General features: G+C 43.3%; 17 protein-coding genes. 12 read left to right on the top strand and 5 right to left on the bottom strand.

The window, feature by feature from the left end; all coding sequences use genetic code 11:
• Positions 1–58 precede the first annotated feature (58 nt).
• Both ACQY1X_RS18195 and ACQY1X_RS18200 read right to left on the bottom strand, forming a co-directional pair.
• The gene (locus ACQY1X_RS18195) at positions 59–1123 is read right to left on the bottom strand and encodes a pentapeptide repeat-containing protein (RefSeq protein WP_430014691.1); all 1065 of its coding nucleotides are present in this window, start codon (positions 1121–1123) and stop codon (positions 59–61) included.
• A 125-nt stretch (positions 1124–1248) separates the two neighbouring features.
• Positions 1249–2142 (bottom strand): ferritin-like domain-containing protein, encoded by an 894-nt coding sequence (locus tag ACQY1X_RS18200; protein ID WP_002751461.1) that lies wholly within the window; start codon positions 2140–2142, stop codon positions 1249–1251.
• A gap of 410 nt (positions 2143–2552) precedes the next feature.
• On the opposite strand from ACQY1X_RS18200, the gene ACQY1X_RS18205 reads away from it, so the two are divergent.
• The 6 genes from ACQY1X_RS18205 to ACQY1X_RS18230 all read left to right on the top strand — a co-directional run bounded on the left by ACQY1X_RS18205 (position 2553) and on the right by ACQY1X_RS18230 (position 7359).
• Positions 2553–2888, top strand: coding sequence for a hypothetical protein (locus tag ACQY1X_RS18205; RefSeq protein ID WP_287637083.1), 336 nt, complete (start codon positions 2553–2555; stop codon positions 2886–2888).
• Positions 2885–3496 (top strand): class II aldolase/adducin family protein, encoded by a 612-nt coding sequence (locus ACQY1X_RS18210; protein ID WP_287637082.1) that lies wholly within the window; start codon positions 2885–2887, stop codon positions 3494–3496. Before ACQY1X_RS18205 ends, ACQY1X_RS18210 begins: the two co-directional genes overlap by 4 nt.
• Positions 3497–3602: 106 nt before the next feature.
• On the top strand, positions 3603–3806 hold the full coding sequence (locus ACQY1X_RS18215; RefSeq protein ID WP_002781387.1) for a hypothetical protein: 204 nt from the start codon (positions 3603–3605) through the stop codon (positions 3804–3806).
• 169 nt (positions 3807–3975) lie between these two features.
• Complete coding sequence (gene argH, locus ACQY1X_RS18220) at positions 3976–5364, top strand: argininosuccinate lyase (protein ID WP_430014981.1); 1389 nt, start codon at positions 3976–3978, stop codon at positions 5362–5364.
• A gap of 109 nt (positions 5365–5473) precedes the next feature.
• Positions 5474–5929 carry an NUDIX hydrolase gene (locus ACQY1X_RS18225; protein WP_002785137.1) on the top strand — a complete coding sequence of 152 codons (456 nt, stop codon included), beginning with the start codon at positions 5474–5476 and terminating at the stop codon, positions 5927–5929.
• Between the two features lie 269 nt (positions 5930–6198).
• A complete protein-coding gene (locus ACQY1X_RS18230) occupies positions 6199–7359 on the top strand; it encodes a restriction endonuclease subunit S (RefSeq protein ID WP_430013285.1) in 1161 nt (386 codons plus the stop codon).
• Positions 7360–7813: 454 nt separating this feature from the next.
• Here the strand turns inward: ACQY1X_RS18230 and ACQY1X_RS18235 are convergent, their stop codons facing one another.
• Positions 7814–8896 (bottom strand): molecular chaperone DnaJ, encoded by a 1083-nt coding sequence (locus ACQY1X_RS18235; protein ID WP_430014982.1) that lies wholly within the window; start codon positions 8894–8896, stop codon positions 7814–7816.
• A gap of 398 nt (positions 8897–9294) precedes the next feature.
• Between ACQY1X_RS18235 and ACQY1X_RS18240 the strand changes: the two genes are divergently transcribed.
• From ACQY1X_RS18240 to ACQY1X_RS18260, 5 genes are all read left to right on the top strand, one after another.
• Positions 9295–10653: a CmpA/NrtA family ABC transporter substrate-binding protein gene (locus tag ACQY1X_RS18240; protein ID WP_430014983.1), complete on the top strand. Its 1359-nt coding sequence runs from the start codon at positions 9295–9297 to the stop codon at positions 10651–10653.
• A gap of 112 nt (positions 10654–10765) precedes the next feature.
• Entirely contained in the window at positions 10766–11596 is an 831-nt protein-coding gene (gene ntrB / locus ACQY1X_RS18245) for a nitrate ABC transporter permease (RefSeq protein ID WP_287728124.1), read from the top strand.
• 71 nt (positions 11597–11667) lie between these two features.
• Complete coding sequence (locus ACQY1X_RS18250; protein WP_430014984.1) at positions 11668–13686, top strand: nitrate ABC transporter ATP-binding protein; 2019 nt, start codon at positions 11668–11670, stop codon at positions 13684–13686.
• Between the two features lie 79 nt (positions 13687–13765).
• Complete coding sequence (locus tag ACQY1X_RS18255) at positions 13766–14605, top strand: nitrate ABC transporter ATP-binding protein (protein ID WP_287232222.1); 840 nt, start codon at positions 13766–13768, stop codon at positions 14603–14605.
• Positions 14606–14976: 371 nt separating this feature from the next.
• Positions 14977–15450 carry a phosphate-starvation-inducible PsiE family protein gene (locus ACQY1X_RS18260; protein WP_002751476.1) on the top strand — a complete coding sequence of 158 codons (474 nt, stop codon included), beginning with the start codon at positions 14977–14979 and terminating at the stop codon, positions 15448–15450.
• Positions 15451–15609: 159 nt separating this feature from the next.
• Here ACQY1X_RS18260 and ACQY1X_RS18265 read toward each other — a convergent pair whose 3' ends face one another.
• Together ACQY1X_RS18265 and ACQY1X_RS18270 are read right to left on the bottom strand one after the other, a co-directional pair.
• A complete protein-coding gene (locus ACQY1X_RS18265) occupies positions 15610–16122 on the bottom strand; it encodes an SH3 domain-containing protein (RefSeq protein WP_430013289.1) in 513 nt (170 codons plus the stop codon).
• A gap of 12 nt (positions 16123–16134) precedes the next feature.
• On the bottom strand, positions 16135–17640 hold the full coding sequence (locus tag ACQY1X_RS18270; protein ID WP_002751478.1) for an AAA family ATPase: 1506 nt from the start codon (positions 17638–17640) through the stop codon (positions 16135–16137).
• Positions 17641–18376: 736 nt separating this feature from the next.
• Here ACQY1X_RS18270 and ACQY1X_RS18275 point away from each other — a divergent pair.
• Entirely contained in the window at positions 18377–19612 is a 1236-nt protein-coding gene (locus tag ACQY1X_RS18275; RefSeq protein ID WP_430014985.1) for an RNA-guided endonuclease InsQ/TnpB family protein, read from the top strand.
• The last annotated feature ends 1 nt before the right edge of the window (position 19613 follow it).

Genomic DNA, 19613 nt, shown 5'->3' on the forward strand with positions numbered 1-19613 from the left:
ACGCTATTTTCGGTGAAAGGTGAGGGTATTTGGTGTCATTTAGAGGCTGAATAGTTGATTAATCGCAGAAAGCTCCGCGCAAGCGTAAATTTTCCCGCAATTCCTCGGTCATACCCACGTTATCGGCAAACTTTGCCCCCTTCACTTTTGCCCCGCTAAAATTCGCTTGAGTGATGTTGACTTCAACCAAATTAGCTCCTTCTAAATTGGAGCCAATTAAATTAGCTAAAGCCAAACTAGAACGGTAAAAATCAGCATAACTTAAATCGGCATTAGCTAATAAGGCTCCGCTTAAATCTGCTCCCTTAAAATTAGCATGACTGCCATTAATTTCGCTTAAATCAGCATCGGTTAAATTAGCCCCCCGCAGATTAGCTTGATAGAGATTGGCCATACCTAAAGATATACCACTTAATTCCGCTGCTAGGAGATTTGCCCCAGTAAAATCCGTTAGGGGATTGAGTTCAGCTAATTGGGCTAATTTCAGAAAATCATCACTAACAGTAGCATAAATTCCCTCGATTTGTGTCTGCAATTTCTCTAAATTTTCTGATGCTGCCGGTTGCGGTTCAACTAGAACATTATCTAATTCCACCTGCGATGAACCCAAAGAAATACGACTTAAAAAAGCATCAAATTGATTTTCCATTAGGAAAAATGCTAACTTTCGCTCTAAAATACTATGTTTATTGGGACTTAGATCGTGTTTCCATAATCCCGATGTTTCCGTGATACAGATATCCGCAGCTGTCAGCGAAAATTGCACCGTCAGATGATAAGGTTCTTCCTCCACACTCACGGTTCCTAGGTTAATCCTTTCAATCGCTCCTGTAAATATTGACTGAGGACTTTTGAAAGATAACCGCCATTGATAATTATTAATACGATTTATGTATAACTCTTGACTAGAAAGAGGATTTGGTGTTAGGTGACAATTAACTAAAAGAAAATCTAATTTTCCTCCTTTTAGTCCCCATTTGATTTCCCCGCCAAGGAGAGATTGAATTTGAGCTTGTAGGTGTAAAGTTAAATATAAATCAAATTTTTGCGAGTCGGTGGCTACTGGTTCTAGGGTTAACGATACACTATCGGGGTAGCGATCAAAGGCAGCTAAAAGACGCATAATCCAAAAGAGAAAAGTCAAAATAAACAGTAAAAAAGTGGTGTTTCTCTGGCTCCAAAGCCGAGAACTCACCCCTATTTAAAACAATAGCTGATTTTCTCGATCCTTTGAAAATCAAGATTAAATTAGTTGACTTTCTCTTTTTTGCCGATATTGTCGTCCGCATTAAAAAACATCGGTAAAAAGCGTTCCATAAACATTTGTGGATCACGATTCCAGGCTTTTTGAGCCGCTTCTACCCGGAATAATTGCAATTTCGGGTCGAGAAGGGATTGGGGTAAACGTTCCATCAGATATTGAGGACGTTCCCAGAGCGGCATAGTGGCGGCGATGTCCATTAAATGACCGACGCGGCGCAATTCTGCTCCCAGGGTGATATCCATACCCGATTCATAGGCGGCCTGTTCGATCGCTGAGTATTTGGCCTTGGCTTTTTCGACTTTTTGCCGATGTTCGGGGCTTTTTTGGGCAATTTTGGCTAACCAACGATTGCCCCAACGCACATGACCTGCTTCTTCGGGAAAGATTTTGGCGATCGTTTCCTGAATTTTCAGATTTTCCGGGGTTTGTTCCCCTGCTTTGAGAGCATAAATATGGGCGGCAAAGTATTCGCATCCCCGTTTTTCCGTGACGTTAATTGCCGCTAGGGCCGCAATCAGTCCATCTTCCCTTTGTTCTTCGCCTTGGAATTGATCTTGATCGAGAAGACGTTCAAATTCATCGATATAGGACAACCCCGGCGGTTTCCCCACATCGGCCCCCAATTCGATTAATAAATCGGTTAACCAGTAGGCATGGCGGGCCTCATCGGCGACGTGACGGGAAAGCTCCTGGATCAGTTCTTTCGGTTGTCCGTCTAGGGTTTCGATCAGTTCGGTCAGGTCTTTACAGCTACGTTGTTCGTTGTAGCGGTAACGGTTGAGGGTGACAAGATGAATTTCGCGATCGCTAATGACACGCTTCATGATGTCGCGAGCGCTCATCGTCTTCTTGAATTTACGAGGGTAAGCAACGGTCATGATTTTGTATCGTTTTGTAAACGGCTTCCCGTATTCTAACGGAGTTTTTTGGCTCTCTTGGATTTGGTGGGTAAAATGTATTCTAAGATACATTCCTCCTAGAGAGGGGGTGGAACGAACCACAAAGACACAAAGGACACAAAGATCGATCAATCCTATGTAAGTTAAACTTATCACACACAACCTAGAAGAGCCGTTTTTTCCCGATCTGGCAAGGGATTGGCAAGTGGCCAGCTTTTTTCAGTGACCAGTGAAAGATAAGCTGCCCGCGCATTTAAATTGCTTGTGGAGATGAGATACTCTTTACTGTTGGCTCTTGCAAGAGTAAAGAGATTGGGGGGAGATTCGGCTAATCTAAGAATAAGCGGTTAAAATGCGTCTTAGCTTATCAAGGACAACTAGAACTGTCTATGAACACATTTACTCCCCATCAAATTGTTAGTTTATTCTGCAAAAATCGAACTTTATACGGAGAAGTAATTCAGGTTATCGAAAGTCGTTCGGCTCTTTGGGTGCGTCCTCTTTGGTTAATTATAGCCGATAATTTTGAGGCCATTGATGTGCGGGAATGCTCCGATTTAATTCTACCTATCAACTTATTTAACCCCGCCTTAGATACGGAAGTTTTACCCCTATTTTCTCAAGCAATTAAAGATAATTATATCGCCAATATTTCCTATCCTCTCCAGGACTTTGTGCAGAAAGTTTGTCAAAATTATCCCGAATATTTTCAGAAAAATCTATGATTGATGAAGGTTACGTTAAATACAATTGTACTTGGATTCCTGACCGTCCCTTAATAAGCTCAGAGATTGCAGAATTAAATTATTGGCGCAATCGCCTCTATCGACTGGGATTAATCGGTCAATACGATAACGGAATCGGTTTTGGGAATGTGAGTCAACGAGGAAAAATAGACAAAGAAATCATTATTTCTGGCACTAACACCGGGGGGATTCCAGTATTAAATGAATCCCATTACACCACAGTTATAGACTACGATTGGCGAGAAAATCGGGTCACTTGTCGGGGAACAATTGCCGCTTCTTCGGAAACTCTCACTCATGGAGCAATTTATGAAGCGAATCCCCAGATCAATGGGGTGATTCATATTCATCATCGCCCCCTGTGGCAAAATTTAATGTATCGAGTGCCGACCACTCAAGAAAATATCGCCTATGGAACCCCAGAAATGGCCGCAGAAATTATCCGTTTATGTCAAGAAGAGCGTCTAGAAGAGCAACAAATTTTAGTGATGAGTGGTCATGAAGAAGGAATTATCGCCTTTGGGCAGGATTTAGCAAAAGCGGGCAATTTATTATTATCCTATTACCAGCAATCTCAATCATCTTGAAAGTGACCTCCTTTCCAACTAACCGCCGGGGAGACAAAAGTGGTTTTGATTTAGTCGTTTTCATGTTAACTTATTCTGTAGATTTTCGTTTTTAAGGAATGCCATCGTGATCAACATCTTCCATCATCTATCTGTCTCGATCGACTTTTCGCCTCTTACCAATGTCTTGATGACTATTTCCGAGCAAGACGTGGATATCATCGGCAATGTCCAGAAAGCCTTCTCAAATTTCGTCAAAACTGGGCAAGCATGGGCCCTATTAATCGGTTTCATTGCCGGTTATATGTTTCGAGGTTTTACTTCTTATTAGCTTTTCGCCTATGGGCATTCAGCCAGAGCGAGCAATTCTTGCTATTCTTATGTTTGTAGGGTTGGAGATTTTTCTAACCTGAAGCGGTAATGCTATCAGCGCCGGATTATTCCCCAAAATTGTCCAGCATATTTTGGTTAACTTTATCCACAATCATCTAACGAAAACAGTGACAGCAAAGAAAACTTGGAGCGATCGCTTTGAAGGTAGTCTCCATCCTACGATCGTAGAATTTAACGCCAGTATTGGCTTTGATATCGAATTAATCGAGTATGATCTCACCGGATCGATCGCTCACGCTAAAATGCTCGCCTATACGGGTATTATCAGCTCCGAAGAAGCAGATAGTCTCGTCTCTGGATTGGAACAAATTCGTCAAGAATACCGCACCGGCAACTTTAACCCCGGCATCGATCAAGAGGACGTGCATTTTGCCGTGGAACGTCGTTTAACCGAGATTGTGGGAGATGTGGGCAAAAAACTGCACACGGCCCGTTCGCGGAATGATCAGGTAGGAACGGATATACGTCTGTATCTTAGACAACAAATTGATGATATTAGGCAAGAAATTCGCAATTTTCAGCAAGCTTTAGTCAATCACGCTGAAAACCATCTGGAAACCCTGATCCCCGGTTACACCCACCTACAGCGCGCTCAACCGATTAGTTTAGCCCATCATCTCCTCGCTTATTTTCAAATGGCCGAACGGGATCACCAAAGATTAGGGCAAATTCGCGCCAGGACTAATATTTCGCCTCTAGGATGTGGCGCTTTAGCAGGGACGACTTTTCCGATTGATCGTCATTACAGTGCCAATTTACTCGATTTTGAGCAGGTGTATAACAATAGTCTCGATGGAGTCAGCGATCGAGATTTTGCCATTGAATTTATGACGGCCGCTAGTCTGATTATGGTCCACCTGAGCCGTTTGAGCGAAGAAATGATTCTCTGGTCTTCCCAAGAATTTAGTTTTATCACTCTCACCGATAGTTGTGCCACGGGATCTAGCATTATGCCCCAGAAAAAAAATCCCGACGTTCCCGAATTAGTGCGCGGCAAAACAGGGCGGGTTTTTGGGCATTTACAGGCGTTATTGACCTTAATGAAGGGTTTACCCCTAGCCTATAACAAAGACTTGCAGGAGGACAAGGAGGCGTTATTTGATGGCGTTAAAACCGTGCGGATTTGTTTGCAAGCGATGACGGTACTTTTAGCCACCGGGATTCAATTTAAAACCGACCGATTAGCTAACGCGGTGGCGGAAGATTTTTCTAATGCGACGGATGTGGCGGATTATTTAGCCAGTAAGGGAATTCCCTTCCGAGAAGCTTATAATTTAGTCGGGAAAGTCGTTAAAAGCAGTTTGGCAGCGGGTAAGTTATTAAAAGATTTAACCCTGACGGAATGGCAAGAATTACATCCGGCTTTTGAGTCCGATATCTACGACGCGATCGCTCCTCGTCAGGTGGTAGCAGCCCGTAATAGCTATGGTGGCACAGGTTTTGAACAAGTGCGATCGGCTTTAATTCAAGCTAAAGCCATTCTCGATCATGATTGATATTGTTAGGGGTTTTGGGGTTTTGGGGTTTTGGGGTATTAGTTAAAATTTCCCTATCTCCCTATCTCCCTATCTCCCTATCTCCCTATCTTCCTATCTCCTAATTCCTATGGGTCGTGTTTGGCATTTTATTAAAAGTGTGATGGGAATTATCTTTCGTCATCCTGTAACTGGGGTGACAATGATTCCGCTGCTTGCTGATGGTACAATTGTTTTAATCCGACGCAGAGACACCGGCAAATGGGCCCTACCGGGGGGAATGATCGATTGGGGGGAAGATATTTTTAATACTGCCCAAAGGGAATTAAAAGAGGAAACAGGATTAAATTTAGTCAGTTTAGGGCGTTTAGTCGGGGTTTATTCCTCTTTTGAGCGTGATCCGCGCATTCACTCCATTTCATTGTTAATTGAAGTGACGGCCGCGGGGAATTTTCAGATCAAAGATACATTAGAAGTTAGCGAGGTGAGAGCTTTTAGCGTCGAAACTTTACCTCTAGGCAATCTCAGTCACGACAATGATCGCCAACTAGAAGATTATCTCAGGGGTGCCACTGTAGTGGCTTGATTTTTTTCTAGTATCTGCGACCCTAAGTAGCTGGTTATAATTAAATTAAAAATAGATTTTAGGTTCGATCCCCCCCAACCCCCCTTAAAAAGGGGGGAGAAGAGTTCATAGTAGGGTGGGTTAGAAGGCAACAATCTAGGCGTTAAAGTCAATCTAACAATCCGTCGTAACCCACCGCTTTAGTCAACCGAAAGGATGTTTGATTTATGTTTGAAAATAAAATTGATCAGGTTTTACACGCGTTATAAGGAGATGTTGGGATGAAGTATATGTCTCTAGATGATATCTGTGAGATGGTTACAGATGGAACTCATGCCTCATTTAAGGACTCTGGTAAAGGGTTTCCATTTTTAACCGTCAAAGACATGACAGAAAACGGGTTGGACTTTAGCGGATGTATTCATATTAGCCAGGAGGAGTATGATCGCGCTGATGCTGGAAACTCAGCACCAAAGCTGGGTGATGTCCTTTTCTCTAAAGATGGAACAGTTGGAAAAGTTTGCGTAGTTAGAGAGAAGCGAGAATTTGCCGTACTCTCATCAATTGCAATCCTAAGACCAAAAAAAGAGATTGCGGATAGTAGTTATTTAGGCTATATATTAGGTTTCCAGAAAACTATTGATGAAGCATCAAAGAGAAAAACTGGTTCAGCTGTTCGCAGAATTATTCTCAAAGACTTAAAACAAGTAGAAATCCCCCTCCCACCCCTCGAAGAACAGCGAAGAATTGCGGCAATTTTAGATAAAGCGGATGGGGTGCGACGCAAGCGCAAAGAGGCAATTCGTTTGACTAAGGAGTTATTGCGATCAACTTTCCTAGAGATGTTCGGTGATCCTGTTACTAATCCGAAAGGGTGGGAGATTGTAAAGTTAGAAAAAGTATCAGAAAGTATTAGCTATGGAATTACTGCGTCTGCGGATTTTGTACCTACTGCCACTAAAATGCTTAGAATTACTGATATTCAAAATGGTGAAATTAATTGGGAAAGTGTACCGTTCTGCTCAGGTGATAAAAAAGATATACAAAAATATTCTATAGTTTCTGGTGATATCGTTTTTGCTAGAACTGGAGCAACAACAGGTAAGAGTTTTTTAATTCGTCACTGCCCTGAAAATACTTTATTTGCATCATATTTAATAAGAGTCAGACCATCTAGCTTGATAAGTCCTGAATATTTAGCATATTTTTTTAAAACTGAGTTCTATTGGAAGCAAATCCAACAAAATTCCAGTGGTTCAGCTCAACCTGGTGTTAATTCCAGTAAGCTCAAGGAATTATTAATTATACTTCCCCCTATTGAGCTTCAAAAAGGTTTCGCAAGATTAGATATATTTATTCAAAATAATTTAATGAAGATGAATAACTTTCTGCATCAGCAAGACAATCTCTTTAATTCCCTTTTACAAAAGGCATTTAGGGGGGAACTGTAGCCATGGCAGCCGGCGGATTACTACCATAATCTTGTGGGAAATGCCATTAAAAAAGACCGTTGGACAATTAACCAAGATTCAGCTACCGCCGCGGCGACTTCGACCTCTGCGGTTTTCGGGTGGTGTGCGGTGCTGGGAGGACTTTGTAACCCTTTTTCTCTTTTTTCCCTTTTTACCCTTATTCCCTATTTTTTCTCTTTTCCTTTCTTTCCCGCTCTTAGGCGGGTCGATTTTTTTGAGAAAATGGCGTTAATGTTAAATTTTATACTAAATCCAGTTATTAAAAACTGATTATTTATTCCCCCTTTTGTCTTTTGCATGAGTAGAAAACGGGTTTCTCCGAGAAACCCGTTTTCTGTGCATTACTCAACGGATTTAAAAATTAGGTAAAACCCTACACTCAGCCCCCAGGAAAAACTTTTTGCCGCATACCCTAAATATTGGCTTTCTCTCTTTAACGGCTGATTCCGCGAAGTTGCTGCAGAAGTTGATCAAGAATGTCTTCCATCTCTTCCGGGCTTCTGCCCATCCTGACCGGTCCGCGCAGAAACTCTTTAACCGTTATCTTTTTATCGCGGAAGTCACGGACAAAATTATAGATTTTTTCGGTGGATTGAACTTGTAATTTCATCTCCTCTAGCATTTGCTCAATCGGGTCGATGCCATCCTTCTCACAAGCGCGGCTGGCCCTCACCATCTCGCCTTCCGGGGTATTTCGCACCGAGCGCAGTTCTCTTTTCAGGTTCTCGTATTGCTTTTTAAGTAGTTCGTTATTGGTTTCAACCCTCTCGCACTGTCGTTGGAGGTCGCTTTCCGATGAGCCTTCAACCTCGAAAGTGTCCCCCATTTGATACTGTCGTTCGATTTCGAGCAGTTTGGCAATATCTCCCTCTTTATAGGCACGGTTGACTTCCTTCATAATCTCGTTGTGACGCATCCGAGTTTCGGGGTCTGTAACCTTGTCGGGGTGAAAAATCTCGGCCATTCTCAGGAAAGTGCGGCGTATTTGTCTAGATTCAGGAGATTTAGGCGAGCTTTCAGGTGATATCTCTGTTCCATCCTCGTGACGGTTATAGGAGTCTCCCCCAGAGAAGAAATCCTGCGCGGATTGCTCCGATGATCCTTCTGGTTCTTCGTCTCCGAAAAGTTCGTCTAGTTCTTCATCTCCATCCTCAAATTTCGGGCTAATCACCCCCGTTAACTGAAGTGTCTCGTAAATTCCGAGAATGCTTTTTTTTGTCTGCTGCCCCATTTTTCTAGCAGTGAGGATTTCGTCAAAAAGGGCGTGTATTTCGCGGTCGAGGTCGGTAAGTTTTTCATAGAGAGGTTGCCCTCTCTGGAAAATCTCCGTCGCTAAGGAACGCATCTGGTCGAGGAATTTCTTCAGTTCGTTGCGTTTTCTGCCAATCTGCTTGAGGAGCCACTGATGCTCCTCCTCTAAAGCTTGGAGACGAAAATGTAGGGAAGACAGAGCCAAGGAAGGAGAGGTAGGCGAATCAGAGGAGTTCGGTGATTTCGGCTTTTTAGATCTGGTCATTACTTTGGGGTGAAAGCATATTGTCCATTCTACCAAGCCAGAAGGAGCCGCATTCCTAAAACTCACCCTTGGCTCATTTTGTTGTTTCTCCCCACTTCCATCACCCCATCACCCCTGCTCCAGCACCCTACGGAAACCTTTTTAAGTGGCTAGAAGCTAGATATATCAATGGTCTTAATTAATTCTTATCAATCGAATTAAATTTTTGTAAATAAAATTCTCGCTCGGATTAATTATTTTTTCCAAATTCCGCTAGACTTATTTAGTAAGTTCAATCGAGATTCAATATTCCATAGCTAAATTTCTATAGCACGGGCTAGAGGGAAAGTTTAGCGAGGGATTCCTTTACCCATAATTCAGCACACATACTTGCTTTAGCAAGCAGGTAGGAGGACTCTATGTCAAATTTTTCGAGACGGAAATTTTTAACCACGGCGGCAGTTTCAGCGGCAGGGGCTGTTGTCCTCAAAGGTTGTTTGGGTAATCCCCCCGACACTACGGGTGGAACCACCACCACCGCGCCCGCTGCCCCGGTTGCTTCTCCCGTCGCCATCGCCCCGGAACAAGCTCCTGAAACCACCAAAATTAAATTAGGTTATATTCCTATCGTTGAGGCCGCACCCTTAATTATTGCCAAGGAAAAAGGCTTTTTTGCTAAATACGGGATGCCCGATGTGGAAGTCTCCAAACAAGCAAACTGGGGATCCGCTAGAGATAACGTCGAAATTGGGGCAGATGCGGGCGGAATTGACGGGGGACAGTGGCAAATGCCCATGCCTTACCTAATTTCTGAGGGACTAATCACTAAAAATAACGTTAAAGTCCCCATGTATGTGTTAGCGCAGTTAAACACCCAGGGTAACGGAATTGCGATCGCGGGTAAACACGAGGGCAAAAATATCGGTTTAGACCTGAAACCCGCCAAAGATTACATCCTCGCCATGAAAACGACGGGAACTCCCTTCAAAGCTGCCTATACTTTCCCGAAAGCTAACCAAGACTTCTGGATTCGTTACTGGTTAGCCGCCGGTGGTATTAACCCCGATACGGATATTAACCTAATTGCCGTACCCGCAGCCCAAACCGTGGCCAACATGAAAACGGGAACCATGGATGCGTTTAGTACCGGCGATCCTTGGCCAGCGCGAATTGTGGCTGATCAGATCGGTTTTATGTCAGCTTTAACCGCAGAAATCTGGCCCTATCACCCAGAAGAATACCTCGCTATCCGCGCCGATTGGGTGGATAAAAACCCGAAAGCCACCAAAGCGGTGTTAAAAGGAATTATGGAAGCGCAGCAATGGCTCGATCAAGAGGCAAATCGGGCAGAAGCGGCGGCAATTCTCGCTAAACCGGCTTATTTCAACCTCAAAGAAGAAATTATCGCCGGTCCCCTCAAAGGAATGCAGAAAATGGGTGACGGTAAACCGGAAATCACCGACAAAAATAAAGGGGTTTTCTACTGGAAAGATCCCGCCGGTAGCGTTTCCTATCCCTACAAGAGTCATGATCTCTGGTTTTTAACCGAAAGTGTTCGTTGGGGTTTCTTGCCGAAAGAAACTTTAACCACTGCCTCAACATTAATCGACAAGGTTAACCGCGAGGATCTTTGGAAAGCGGCAGCTACAGAATTAGGAGTTCCCGCAGCTGATATTCCCACCAGTACCTCCCGGGGTGTCGAAAAATTCTTTGATGGCAAAACTTTTGATCCTGCCAATCCCCAAGCTTATCTCGATAGTTTGGCGATCAAAAAATAGCGAGCTTTTCTCGATAGGCTAGGGGCATAAAATATCTAGTCTATCAATCCCAAAAATGTTTTCTTCTCTTCCCAATCAAGTAACTTTATCTTCAACAAAGGAAAACGGCAAAATGGCAAGTAGCGTCAGCAGAACAGGTAAAGGTGGTTTCAACTTCGGTAAATTCTGGAAAAAGCATTCCCATGACATTCTTCCCCCCATTATCGGTACCCTGGGTTTTCTGATTGTTTGGCAATTAGTCTCGATGGTGGGATTAATCAAATTACCCCCCCCATCCGACCTAATCACCAATGAACGGACTCGTACTTATTTAATGTATCCTTTCTTTGATCGTGGGGGCATTGATAAAGGACTATTCTGGCAAACTTTAGCCAGTCTGCAACGGGTATTAATCGGTTATTCTTTAGCCGCAGTGGTGGGTATTGGCGTTGGGATTATGGTCGGTTTAAATTCCTTCTTAAATAAGGCACTCGATCCCCTTTTCCAATTCCTGAGAACAGTTCCTCCTCTTGCTTGGGTTCCCCTATCTTTGGCCGCTTTACAACAAAACCAACCAGCTGCTTTATTCGTTATCTTTATTACCGCAGTTTGGCCGATTTTGATTAATACCACCGTCGGTGTCCAACAAATTCCCCAAGACTATATCAACGTTAAACAAGTCTTGCAATTGTCCAGCAAAAAATTCTTTTTCAAGATATTAATTCCCTCGGCACTTCCCTACATATTCACTGGTTTGAGAATTGCGATCGGTTTAGCTTGGTTAGCAATTATTGCGGCTGAAATCGTTATGTCGGGTATCGTCGGTATCGGTTTCTTTATCTGGGATGCCTACCAAAATAACTACATCAGCGATATTATTCTTGCGCTGTTTTATATCGGTGGTGTGGGTTTATTACTCGATCGCTTTATGGCTTGGTTGCAAAATCAAATCGTTCGTCAATAGGGAATTTATGGGGAAACTTTCCCCATTTTTCAAATAACTGAAACTTGAGCCAATTTAAGGAGAAAAAAACTATGAGTTTGTTTGTCGCTGTCGATAACATTGATAAAGTATTCCCCCTCAGTAGTGGCGGTGAATATGTGGCCTTGAAAGGTATCGATTTACAGATCAAAAAAGGGGAATTTATCTCCCTTATCGGTCACTCCGGTTGTGGAAAATCTACCCTCTTAAACATGATCGCTGGTTTAGATTTGCCCACGGAAGGGGTGGTGACTTTGCAAGGTCAAAGCATTAAAAAACCAGGACCAGATCGCATGGTAGTCTTCCAAAACTATTCCCTTTTACCCTGGTTAACCGTCAAAGAAAATATCACTCTAGCCGTCGATCAAGTTCTCGCCCAACTATCAGAAGACGAAAGAAAAGCTGAAGTCGAAAAATATATCGATCTGGTCAATCTTCGTCATGCAGTGGATAAACGTCCCAACGAATTATCGGGGGGGATGAAACAACGGGTAGCGATCGCTCGCGCCCTAGCCATCCGTCCGAAAGTCCTCCTTTTAGATGAACCCTTTGGGGCGTTAGATGCCCTGACTAGAGGTAATCTACAGGAACAGTTAATGCAGCTGTGCGAAGAATACCAAATGACCTCGGTAATGGTGACGCACGATGTGGATGAGGCAGTTCTATTATCCGATCGCATCGTCATGCTCACCAACGGCCCCGGCTCAAAAATTGGCGGTATTTTGGAAGTAGATATCCCCCGTCCCCGCAAACGCATGGAAGTGGTGGAACACCCCAGTTACTACAGTCTCCGGAGTGAAATTATCTATTTCCTCAACCAACAAAAACGGATCAAAAAACTACGCGCTCGCAAAGTCGAAGTAATTGCCCGTCACGGTTTAGAAAAAGTCAATCTAGAGATCGGTTTTGTTCCCCTCACCGCTTGCGCGCCCCTAGCAGTGGCCAAAGAAAAGGGATTCTTCACTAAACATGGTCTAGATGAGGTAAATTTGGTCCGGGAAACCAGTTGGCGAGGCGTTGTGGACGGGATCGCGGGGGGATTCCTCGACGGGGCGCAAATGCCTTCAGGAATGCCCACCTGGTTAACCGTCGGTGGTTATCAGGAGCAACCTTTGCCGATTGTCAGCGCCCTGACTATGACTCGTAACGGTAACGGTGTCACCCTCGCTAAACGCTTCTATGACGAGGGGGTGATTGACGGTAACGCCTTAAGACAGATGCTATTGGAATCGAGGGATCAGCGCCATATTTTTGGCATTGTTCACCCCTCCTCGATGCACAATTTGCTCCTGCGTTACTGGTTAGCGGCAGCGGGAATTGACCCCGATAAAGACGTTCACCTCGAAACTATTCCCCCGGCCCAAATGGTGGCCGACCTGAAAACCGGTAGTATTGACGGTTACTGTGTCGGTGAACCTTGGAATCTCAGGTCCGCCATGGAGGGTATCGGTTACACCGTCGCCACCGACTTAGAAATCTGGCAGGGCCACCCGGGTAAGGCCCTGGGAGTCCGGGAAGATTGGGCCAATAAATACCCTAATACCCACGTCGCTTTAGTTAAAGCACTGCTGGAAGGTTGTCGCTACTGTGCCGAGGAAGGGAATCAGGAAGAAATTCGTCGAATCCTCGCCAGTCGTCAGTACCTTAGTACCAATATCGATTATATCCAACTGGGTGATCCCAACTCCTATGCGTGCAGTCTCGATCGACCGATGAAAGAATATGCACACCATCTGTTCTATGGAGATGGGGTAAATCGTCCCAGTCGTACCGAACACCTCTGGATGATGACCCAAATGGCTCGCTGGGGCCACATTCCTTTCCCCCGTAACTGGGTAGAAATTCTCGAACGCGTCTGTCGGGTGGGTGTTTTTAGTACCGCGGCCCGGGAATTGGGTCTAGGGGATATTAAATATCGTCGCACACCGATCCTTTTATTCGATGGTATCGAGTTTGATGCCGAGGATCCGATCGGTTATCTCAATAGTTTAGAGATCAAACAAAACGTCACTATGGCCGAAGTGGCTATTGATGCTCGTCCTAGTGCCAGTGAATCCCGCAAAATTGCCTAAAAATCGACTAAGGGGATAATTCCTAGCCAATTATCCCTAGCCATTGCTCCTATTATCTAATTTCCCCCAAAGACTAATCATGTACACCACCACCGACACCGTTAACCGGGCAACCCAGACCCCCACTAAAGAAGCTTTTGTTACCATTGAAGGAGTTTCTAAGGTTTATCCCACTCCCAGAGGCCCCTACACCGTCCTCAAGGATGTTAATCTCAGCATCAATGAAGGTGAATTTATCTGCGTGATCGGTCACTCTGGTTGCGGTAAATCGACCCTATTAAATATGGTGTCGGGTTTTTCTTCTCCCACCGATGGCATCGTTAAAGTTAACGGTAAGACAATTACTAAACCCGGTCCCGATCGCATGGTAGTGTTTCAAAACTATGCTTTATTGCCTTGGTTAAGCGTTTTTGAAAATGTCTATCTCGCGGTAGACGCGGTGTCTCCCAATGCTCCAGAGGCACAAAAACGCTCGATCGTGCGCGACCATTTAGCTATGGTGGGTTTAACCGAAGCTATGGACAAAACCCCTCCCCAAATCTCCGGGGGGATGAAACAACGGGTTTCGATCGCCCGGGCCCTTTCTATCCGTCCGGAAGTGTTGATTCTTGATGAACCTTTCGGCGCTTTGGATGCGATTACCAAAGAGGAATTACAGGAAGAATTGCTGAAAATCTGGCAAGATAAACGCTGTACGGTCTTGATGATTACCCACGATATCGATGAGGCTCTTTTCCTCGCTGATAAGCTGGTAATGATGACCAATGGACCGGAAGCGAAAATCGGCGAAGTGATGAATATTCATTTCCCCCGTCCCCGCGATCGGGAGAGAATTATGGAGGATCCGGAATATTATCGTCTGCGTAACTATGCCCTCGACTTCCTCTATAATCGTTTCGCTCACGATGATGTTAGCTAGATGTGAGCATTTGTATTAGTTTTGGGTGCGGTTGACTTAATAGCGATCGCACCTAGATTTTTTTTCTAGGGAAGCCTTCTTCAAGTAAAATTATTTCTAAGTAGGTAGATTTTAAAAATTGTCAGATACCCCCCTTATTAAGGGGGCAGGGGGGATCAACGCCCCCCTTATTAAGGGGGGATCAAGGGGGGATCAACGCCCCCCTTATTAAGGGGGCAGGGGAGATCAACGCCCCCCTTATTAAGGGGGCAGGGGAGATCAACGCCCCCCTTATTAAGGGGGGATCAAGGGGGGATCAGCTTACTTATTAACTAAATAGAACAATTAGCAATAAAATACAATAATAATTTTTACTTTTTACTTAATTGATCATGCTCAAACAGATACGGAAACTACTTATCAATTTTGGTCAACAATGGCGCGATGAAGATTTCATGAGGTCGATTCATCTCATTGAAAACATAGTTTCTAAGGTTTTATCCGTAGCCTTAATTGTTGTTATTATTGTTTCTCTTTATGATCTAGTAGTTATCTTAATCCAAGATTTATTTACTACGGAACCCGTCGGTTTTTTTAGTAAAACTTTAATTGAAATCTTCGGATTATTTCTCAATATTTTAATCGCCTTAGAGTTATTAGAAAACGTCACTGCTTACTTAAGAAAACACATCGTACAGGTTGAATTAGTCGTAGTTACGGCTTTAATTGCCATCTCTCGAAAAATTATTATTTTCGATCCCAAGAAATACAGTAAAGATGATTTAATTGCGCTCACCGTGGGAACCTTAGCTTTAGCGGCAAGTTATTGGTTAATCAGAAAAGTTAATCGCGATAATCGCTCTTGAAGTAGTGATTGAATACCTAGACAGAATTAATCACAGATATTTTTTACTTCTGGAGTTGAGCAGTTCTGGGGTTCTCTCCTGCCAGAGTGTCAATTTAATTTTGTCCAATTACTGATTAGGGAAAGGGGTAGATTTAGAAAACCTAACCCTTATAAATATTTACTCGACTCTGGAAATATTACCTGCTTTAATCCAACCTTCGCGACCATCGGACAGACGCACGCGATGCCATTGCCCATCGCTGCTGGTTCCCACCACACTGACTTTAGTATTATAATCCAGACCGCCGAGACGAGTGGATTCACTGGTAGGTTCCGAGCGCAGACTTAAACCGCTTTGCCATGTCACCCGCGCTTGATAACCCTCGGATGTGGTTTCTTTTTTTGTTTCTTCGGGACTGGGTTTCGGGGCAGCTTTTGGTGCTGGGGCAGCTGTGGGAGACTCTTTCACCTCAGCTTGGGGTTGTTCTTGGACGGGAGTAGTGGGGATGGGTTTAGCGGCTTTTTCCTCCTTAGTTTCCTCTTTTTTCTCCTCGGTAAAGACGGGTTTAGGAGGATTAGAATTCATACCAGAGAGAAGTATATAGGCGACAGCAGTGGCCCCACCGACTAAAATGAACACTCCCAGGACAAAACCAACCATAAATTGTAATAAACCAGATAAACGCTTCATATTGGTGCTAAATTAACTGTTAGGATTAACATTAAAACGATCATCGCGAGAGGCTAAACGAGCTTTACCGGACTTGGCCCAATCCTGTAGAAACTGGATCTGTTCTTGAGCAGTGCGGGCTAGGGGTATAATCTGACTAGCGGCCTCAAGCACATCATCGGTGCTAAAGTCGCGATTTTGACTAAACCCGATGTGCATCGCTTCCACGATGGTTTGTTCGATTTCTGCCCCCGAAAAATCGGGAGTTTCGTAGGCTAGTCGCTTTATATCATAACTTTTTAGATTATGGGGCCGGACTTTCCCTAAATGAACGCTAAAAATCTCCTCGCGGGACTTTTGGCTAGGTAGTCCGACAAAAAATATCTCATCGAAGCGTCCTTTTCGCAACATTTCCGGGGGCAAAGATTGGATGTTATTAGCCGTAGCGACGACAAAAACTGGCGATTGTTTCTCCGCTAACCAAGTGATAAAAGTCCCGAAAACCCGTCCGGTGGTTCCTCCGTCGCCTTTTCCCTCCGCTCCGGCGAAAGCTTTATCGATTTCGTCTATCCACAGCACACAGGGGGCTAAAGCTTCGGCGAGATTAATCATCTGACGGGTACGCGATTCCGATTCTCCCACCAATCCGCCAAATAAACGCCCCACGTCTAGACGTAGTAGCGGTAAGTGCCAATGATGGGAAATAGCTTTCGCTGTCAGGGATTTACCCGTTCCTTGAATTCCCACCAATAGTAAACCCCGGGGATTGGGTAAACCGTAGGCGCGGGCGCGTTCACTAAAAGCACCACCGCGACGAATCAGCCAATCTTTGAGATTATCTAGGCCGCCGATGTCAGAAATCTGCTCTGTGGCGGGATAAAAGTCCAATATCTGGGTTTGACGAATCGATTGGCGTTTTTCTGCCAAAATTAATTCCACGTCCTCTGGCTCAATTTTGCCGTGACTGGCTAAACATTTAGCTAAAACCCGACGAATTCTCTCTAGGGATAATCCTTGGGCAGAAAGCACTAATTCATCGAGGAGTGGTTCTTTGACGGGTTGTCCGGTGGCAGCGATTAATCGCTGAATTTCCTGTTTAATTTCTTCGCCACTGGGGAGGGGAAAATCGACGACGGTGATTACTTCGGTGAGATCCGAGGGGATAGACAGTTCGGAAGCGACGATAATTAGGTTTTTAGGCTGAGATTTCAGGGAACGGGCAAGATTACGCAATTTTCTGGCGATGGAAATATCTTCGAGAAAGCGCTGGAAATCGCGTAAAATCATGATGGCGGCGATGTTAGTCGGCAGCTTTTCGACGAATTCAAGAGCTTGCAGGGGATTACGCCGAGCAAAGTTCTCATTATTGGGATTATCTTGATAACCATCCACAAAATCCCAGACATAGACAGCACGGTTATTGCTCTGTTTGGCAATATCGGCGATCGCTTTTTCGAGACGTTCTTCTTCTAAGGTGGTAATATAGATGAGAGGATAGCGCGCCCGCAGCAGTAATTGAAATTCTTCACCAAAGCTCATAGCTATTCGTCTATAGTTTTTGCTATTTATGTCGTCATCAGAAAATATAGCAGTTAGCCGTCAGTCAAATAACGATAGTAGGTAATCTGTACTACATTTTAAGATAAGTTAAGCTCGTCTATAAAAAGATTTTAAAAAAACCAATTTACGCTTGTATTTTTTTAAATGTATGGTATAGTGTCATTGCCTTAATCGAGATTAAACCTGTATTAACTAAATCAATATCTTGTTAATTAGATTAAGCTTTAGTAAATTAAATCAGCCCATTAGGAGGGTAAGCCAATCTTAACAATCCTTGATCAAATAAACTTTATGTGAGTTGCTTACCCAGAGGCCGGTTCAGGCATATTTAAGTAGAATTTGCCATCTCAATTGTTAAGCAAAAATCAACCAAATGGGTCGAGTTCGTAACTATGATGATTGACTGGTATCACTTGAAATGCCGACGCGGATCACAAGTCAATTGTCAATAGCGTTTGAGATGCTCTCACCCTGGCCTATTAGGGGTTAACCACAGAAACCAAAAACCTAACTAAAGCTTTTTAAAGTTACTCATTCCTGTAGCTATATAACTAAAATAAGTAACTTTTGCCACCGATAGATTTTAAGAACGTTAAGTACCTAAGCAAAATTAATTACACATTTCGATAAAGCTTTTGCCTCTTGCCTATTGCCTCTTGCCTGTTTTCACTAGGAAATTTATTTTGCACGACTACTTATCAGGTATAATCAAGATATGAAGCTAGTTGAACGTCATATTATCAGTCAAAACCATCCCTTCTGGTCAGAAATCGACCATTATGCCTTTTTGTCAAAAAATTTGTTCAATCTAGCTAACTACCATTATCGCCAATATTTCTTTGAAAACTCCCAAAAACTGAGTTTCAATCAACTCTATTATCTGGTATCTAAAACCTCAGATTATTTAGCTTTACCCACGAAAGTGAGCAAGCAGATAATCAGAAGATTGGAGCAAGCTTGGGTTAGTTATTTTGCCGCTTTTAGAGCTTGGAAAAAACACCCTGAAAAATTTTTAGGAAAACCCAAAATTATTAAGTATAAGGACAAAACCAAAGGAAGAAACCTGCTGATATATTCTCAGGAATCAATTTATAAAAAACCTCTAAAAGAAGGAATTTGTCACTTGTCTATGAGCGACTTAAAAATTACCACTTCCCGAAGAGAAATAATTGAGGTGAGAATTGTCCCCAAAAGTAGCTGTTATGTCATTGAAATAGTCTATGAAAGACGGTCGGAAACCACAGATAAACAAGAGATAGCTGGGATAGATTTAGGAGTTAATAACTTAATGGCTGTAACTACAAATCAAACAGGTGTAGCACCTCTTTTGGTAAATGGCAGACCGTTAAAAGCAATTAACACCTTCTACAACAAACAACGTTCCCGCTTACAATCTCAACTGAAAACCCAAAATAATCAACCCTCATCTAAGAGATTGCTATTCCTGACCCATAAACGAAACTGTCGAGTAGAAAATTATCTACACACAGCCAGTAAAAGAGTAATAGATTGGTGTACTATTCATCAAATAGGGACGTTAATAATTGGGCATAATGAGTGGATGAAACAATCTCTTAATCTAGGAAAAAGGAATAATCAACAATTTGTCAATATTCCCCATAATAGATTAATAGAAATGTTAACCTACAAAGCTCAATTAAAAGGAATAAAAGTTATAATAACTGAAGAATCCTATACCTCACAATCCAGTGCTTTAGATAGGGATGAGTTACCGAAATATGGTGAAGAAAAACCATTATTTAAGGGAAAAAGGTTAGCTAGGGGACTTTATAAAATGGAAACAAATCAGTTGTTAAATGCCGATGTCAATGGGGCATTTAACATCATTAGAAAAGTAATTCCTGATGTCATTGACCAGGGAATAAAGGGTTTGCCGTTTAATCCTGTAGTGCTTGACCCACTACGAATGACTAAGCTTTCAGGCTTTTAAG

This window comes from Microcystis protocystis FBCC-A270 (assembly GCF_050500235.1).
Lineage (GTDB): Bacteria > Cyanobacteriota > Cyanobacteriia > Cyanobacteriales > Microcystaceae > Microcystis > Microcystis ichthyoblabe_A.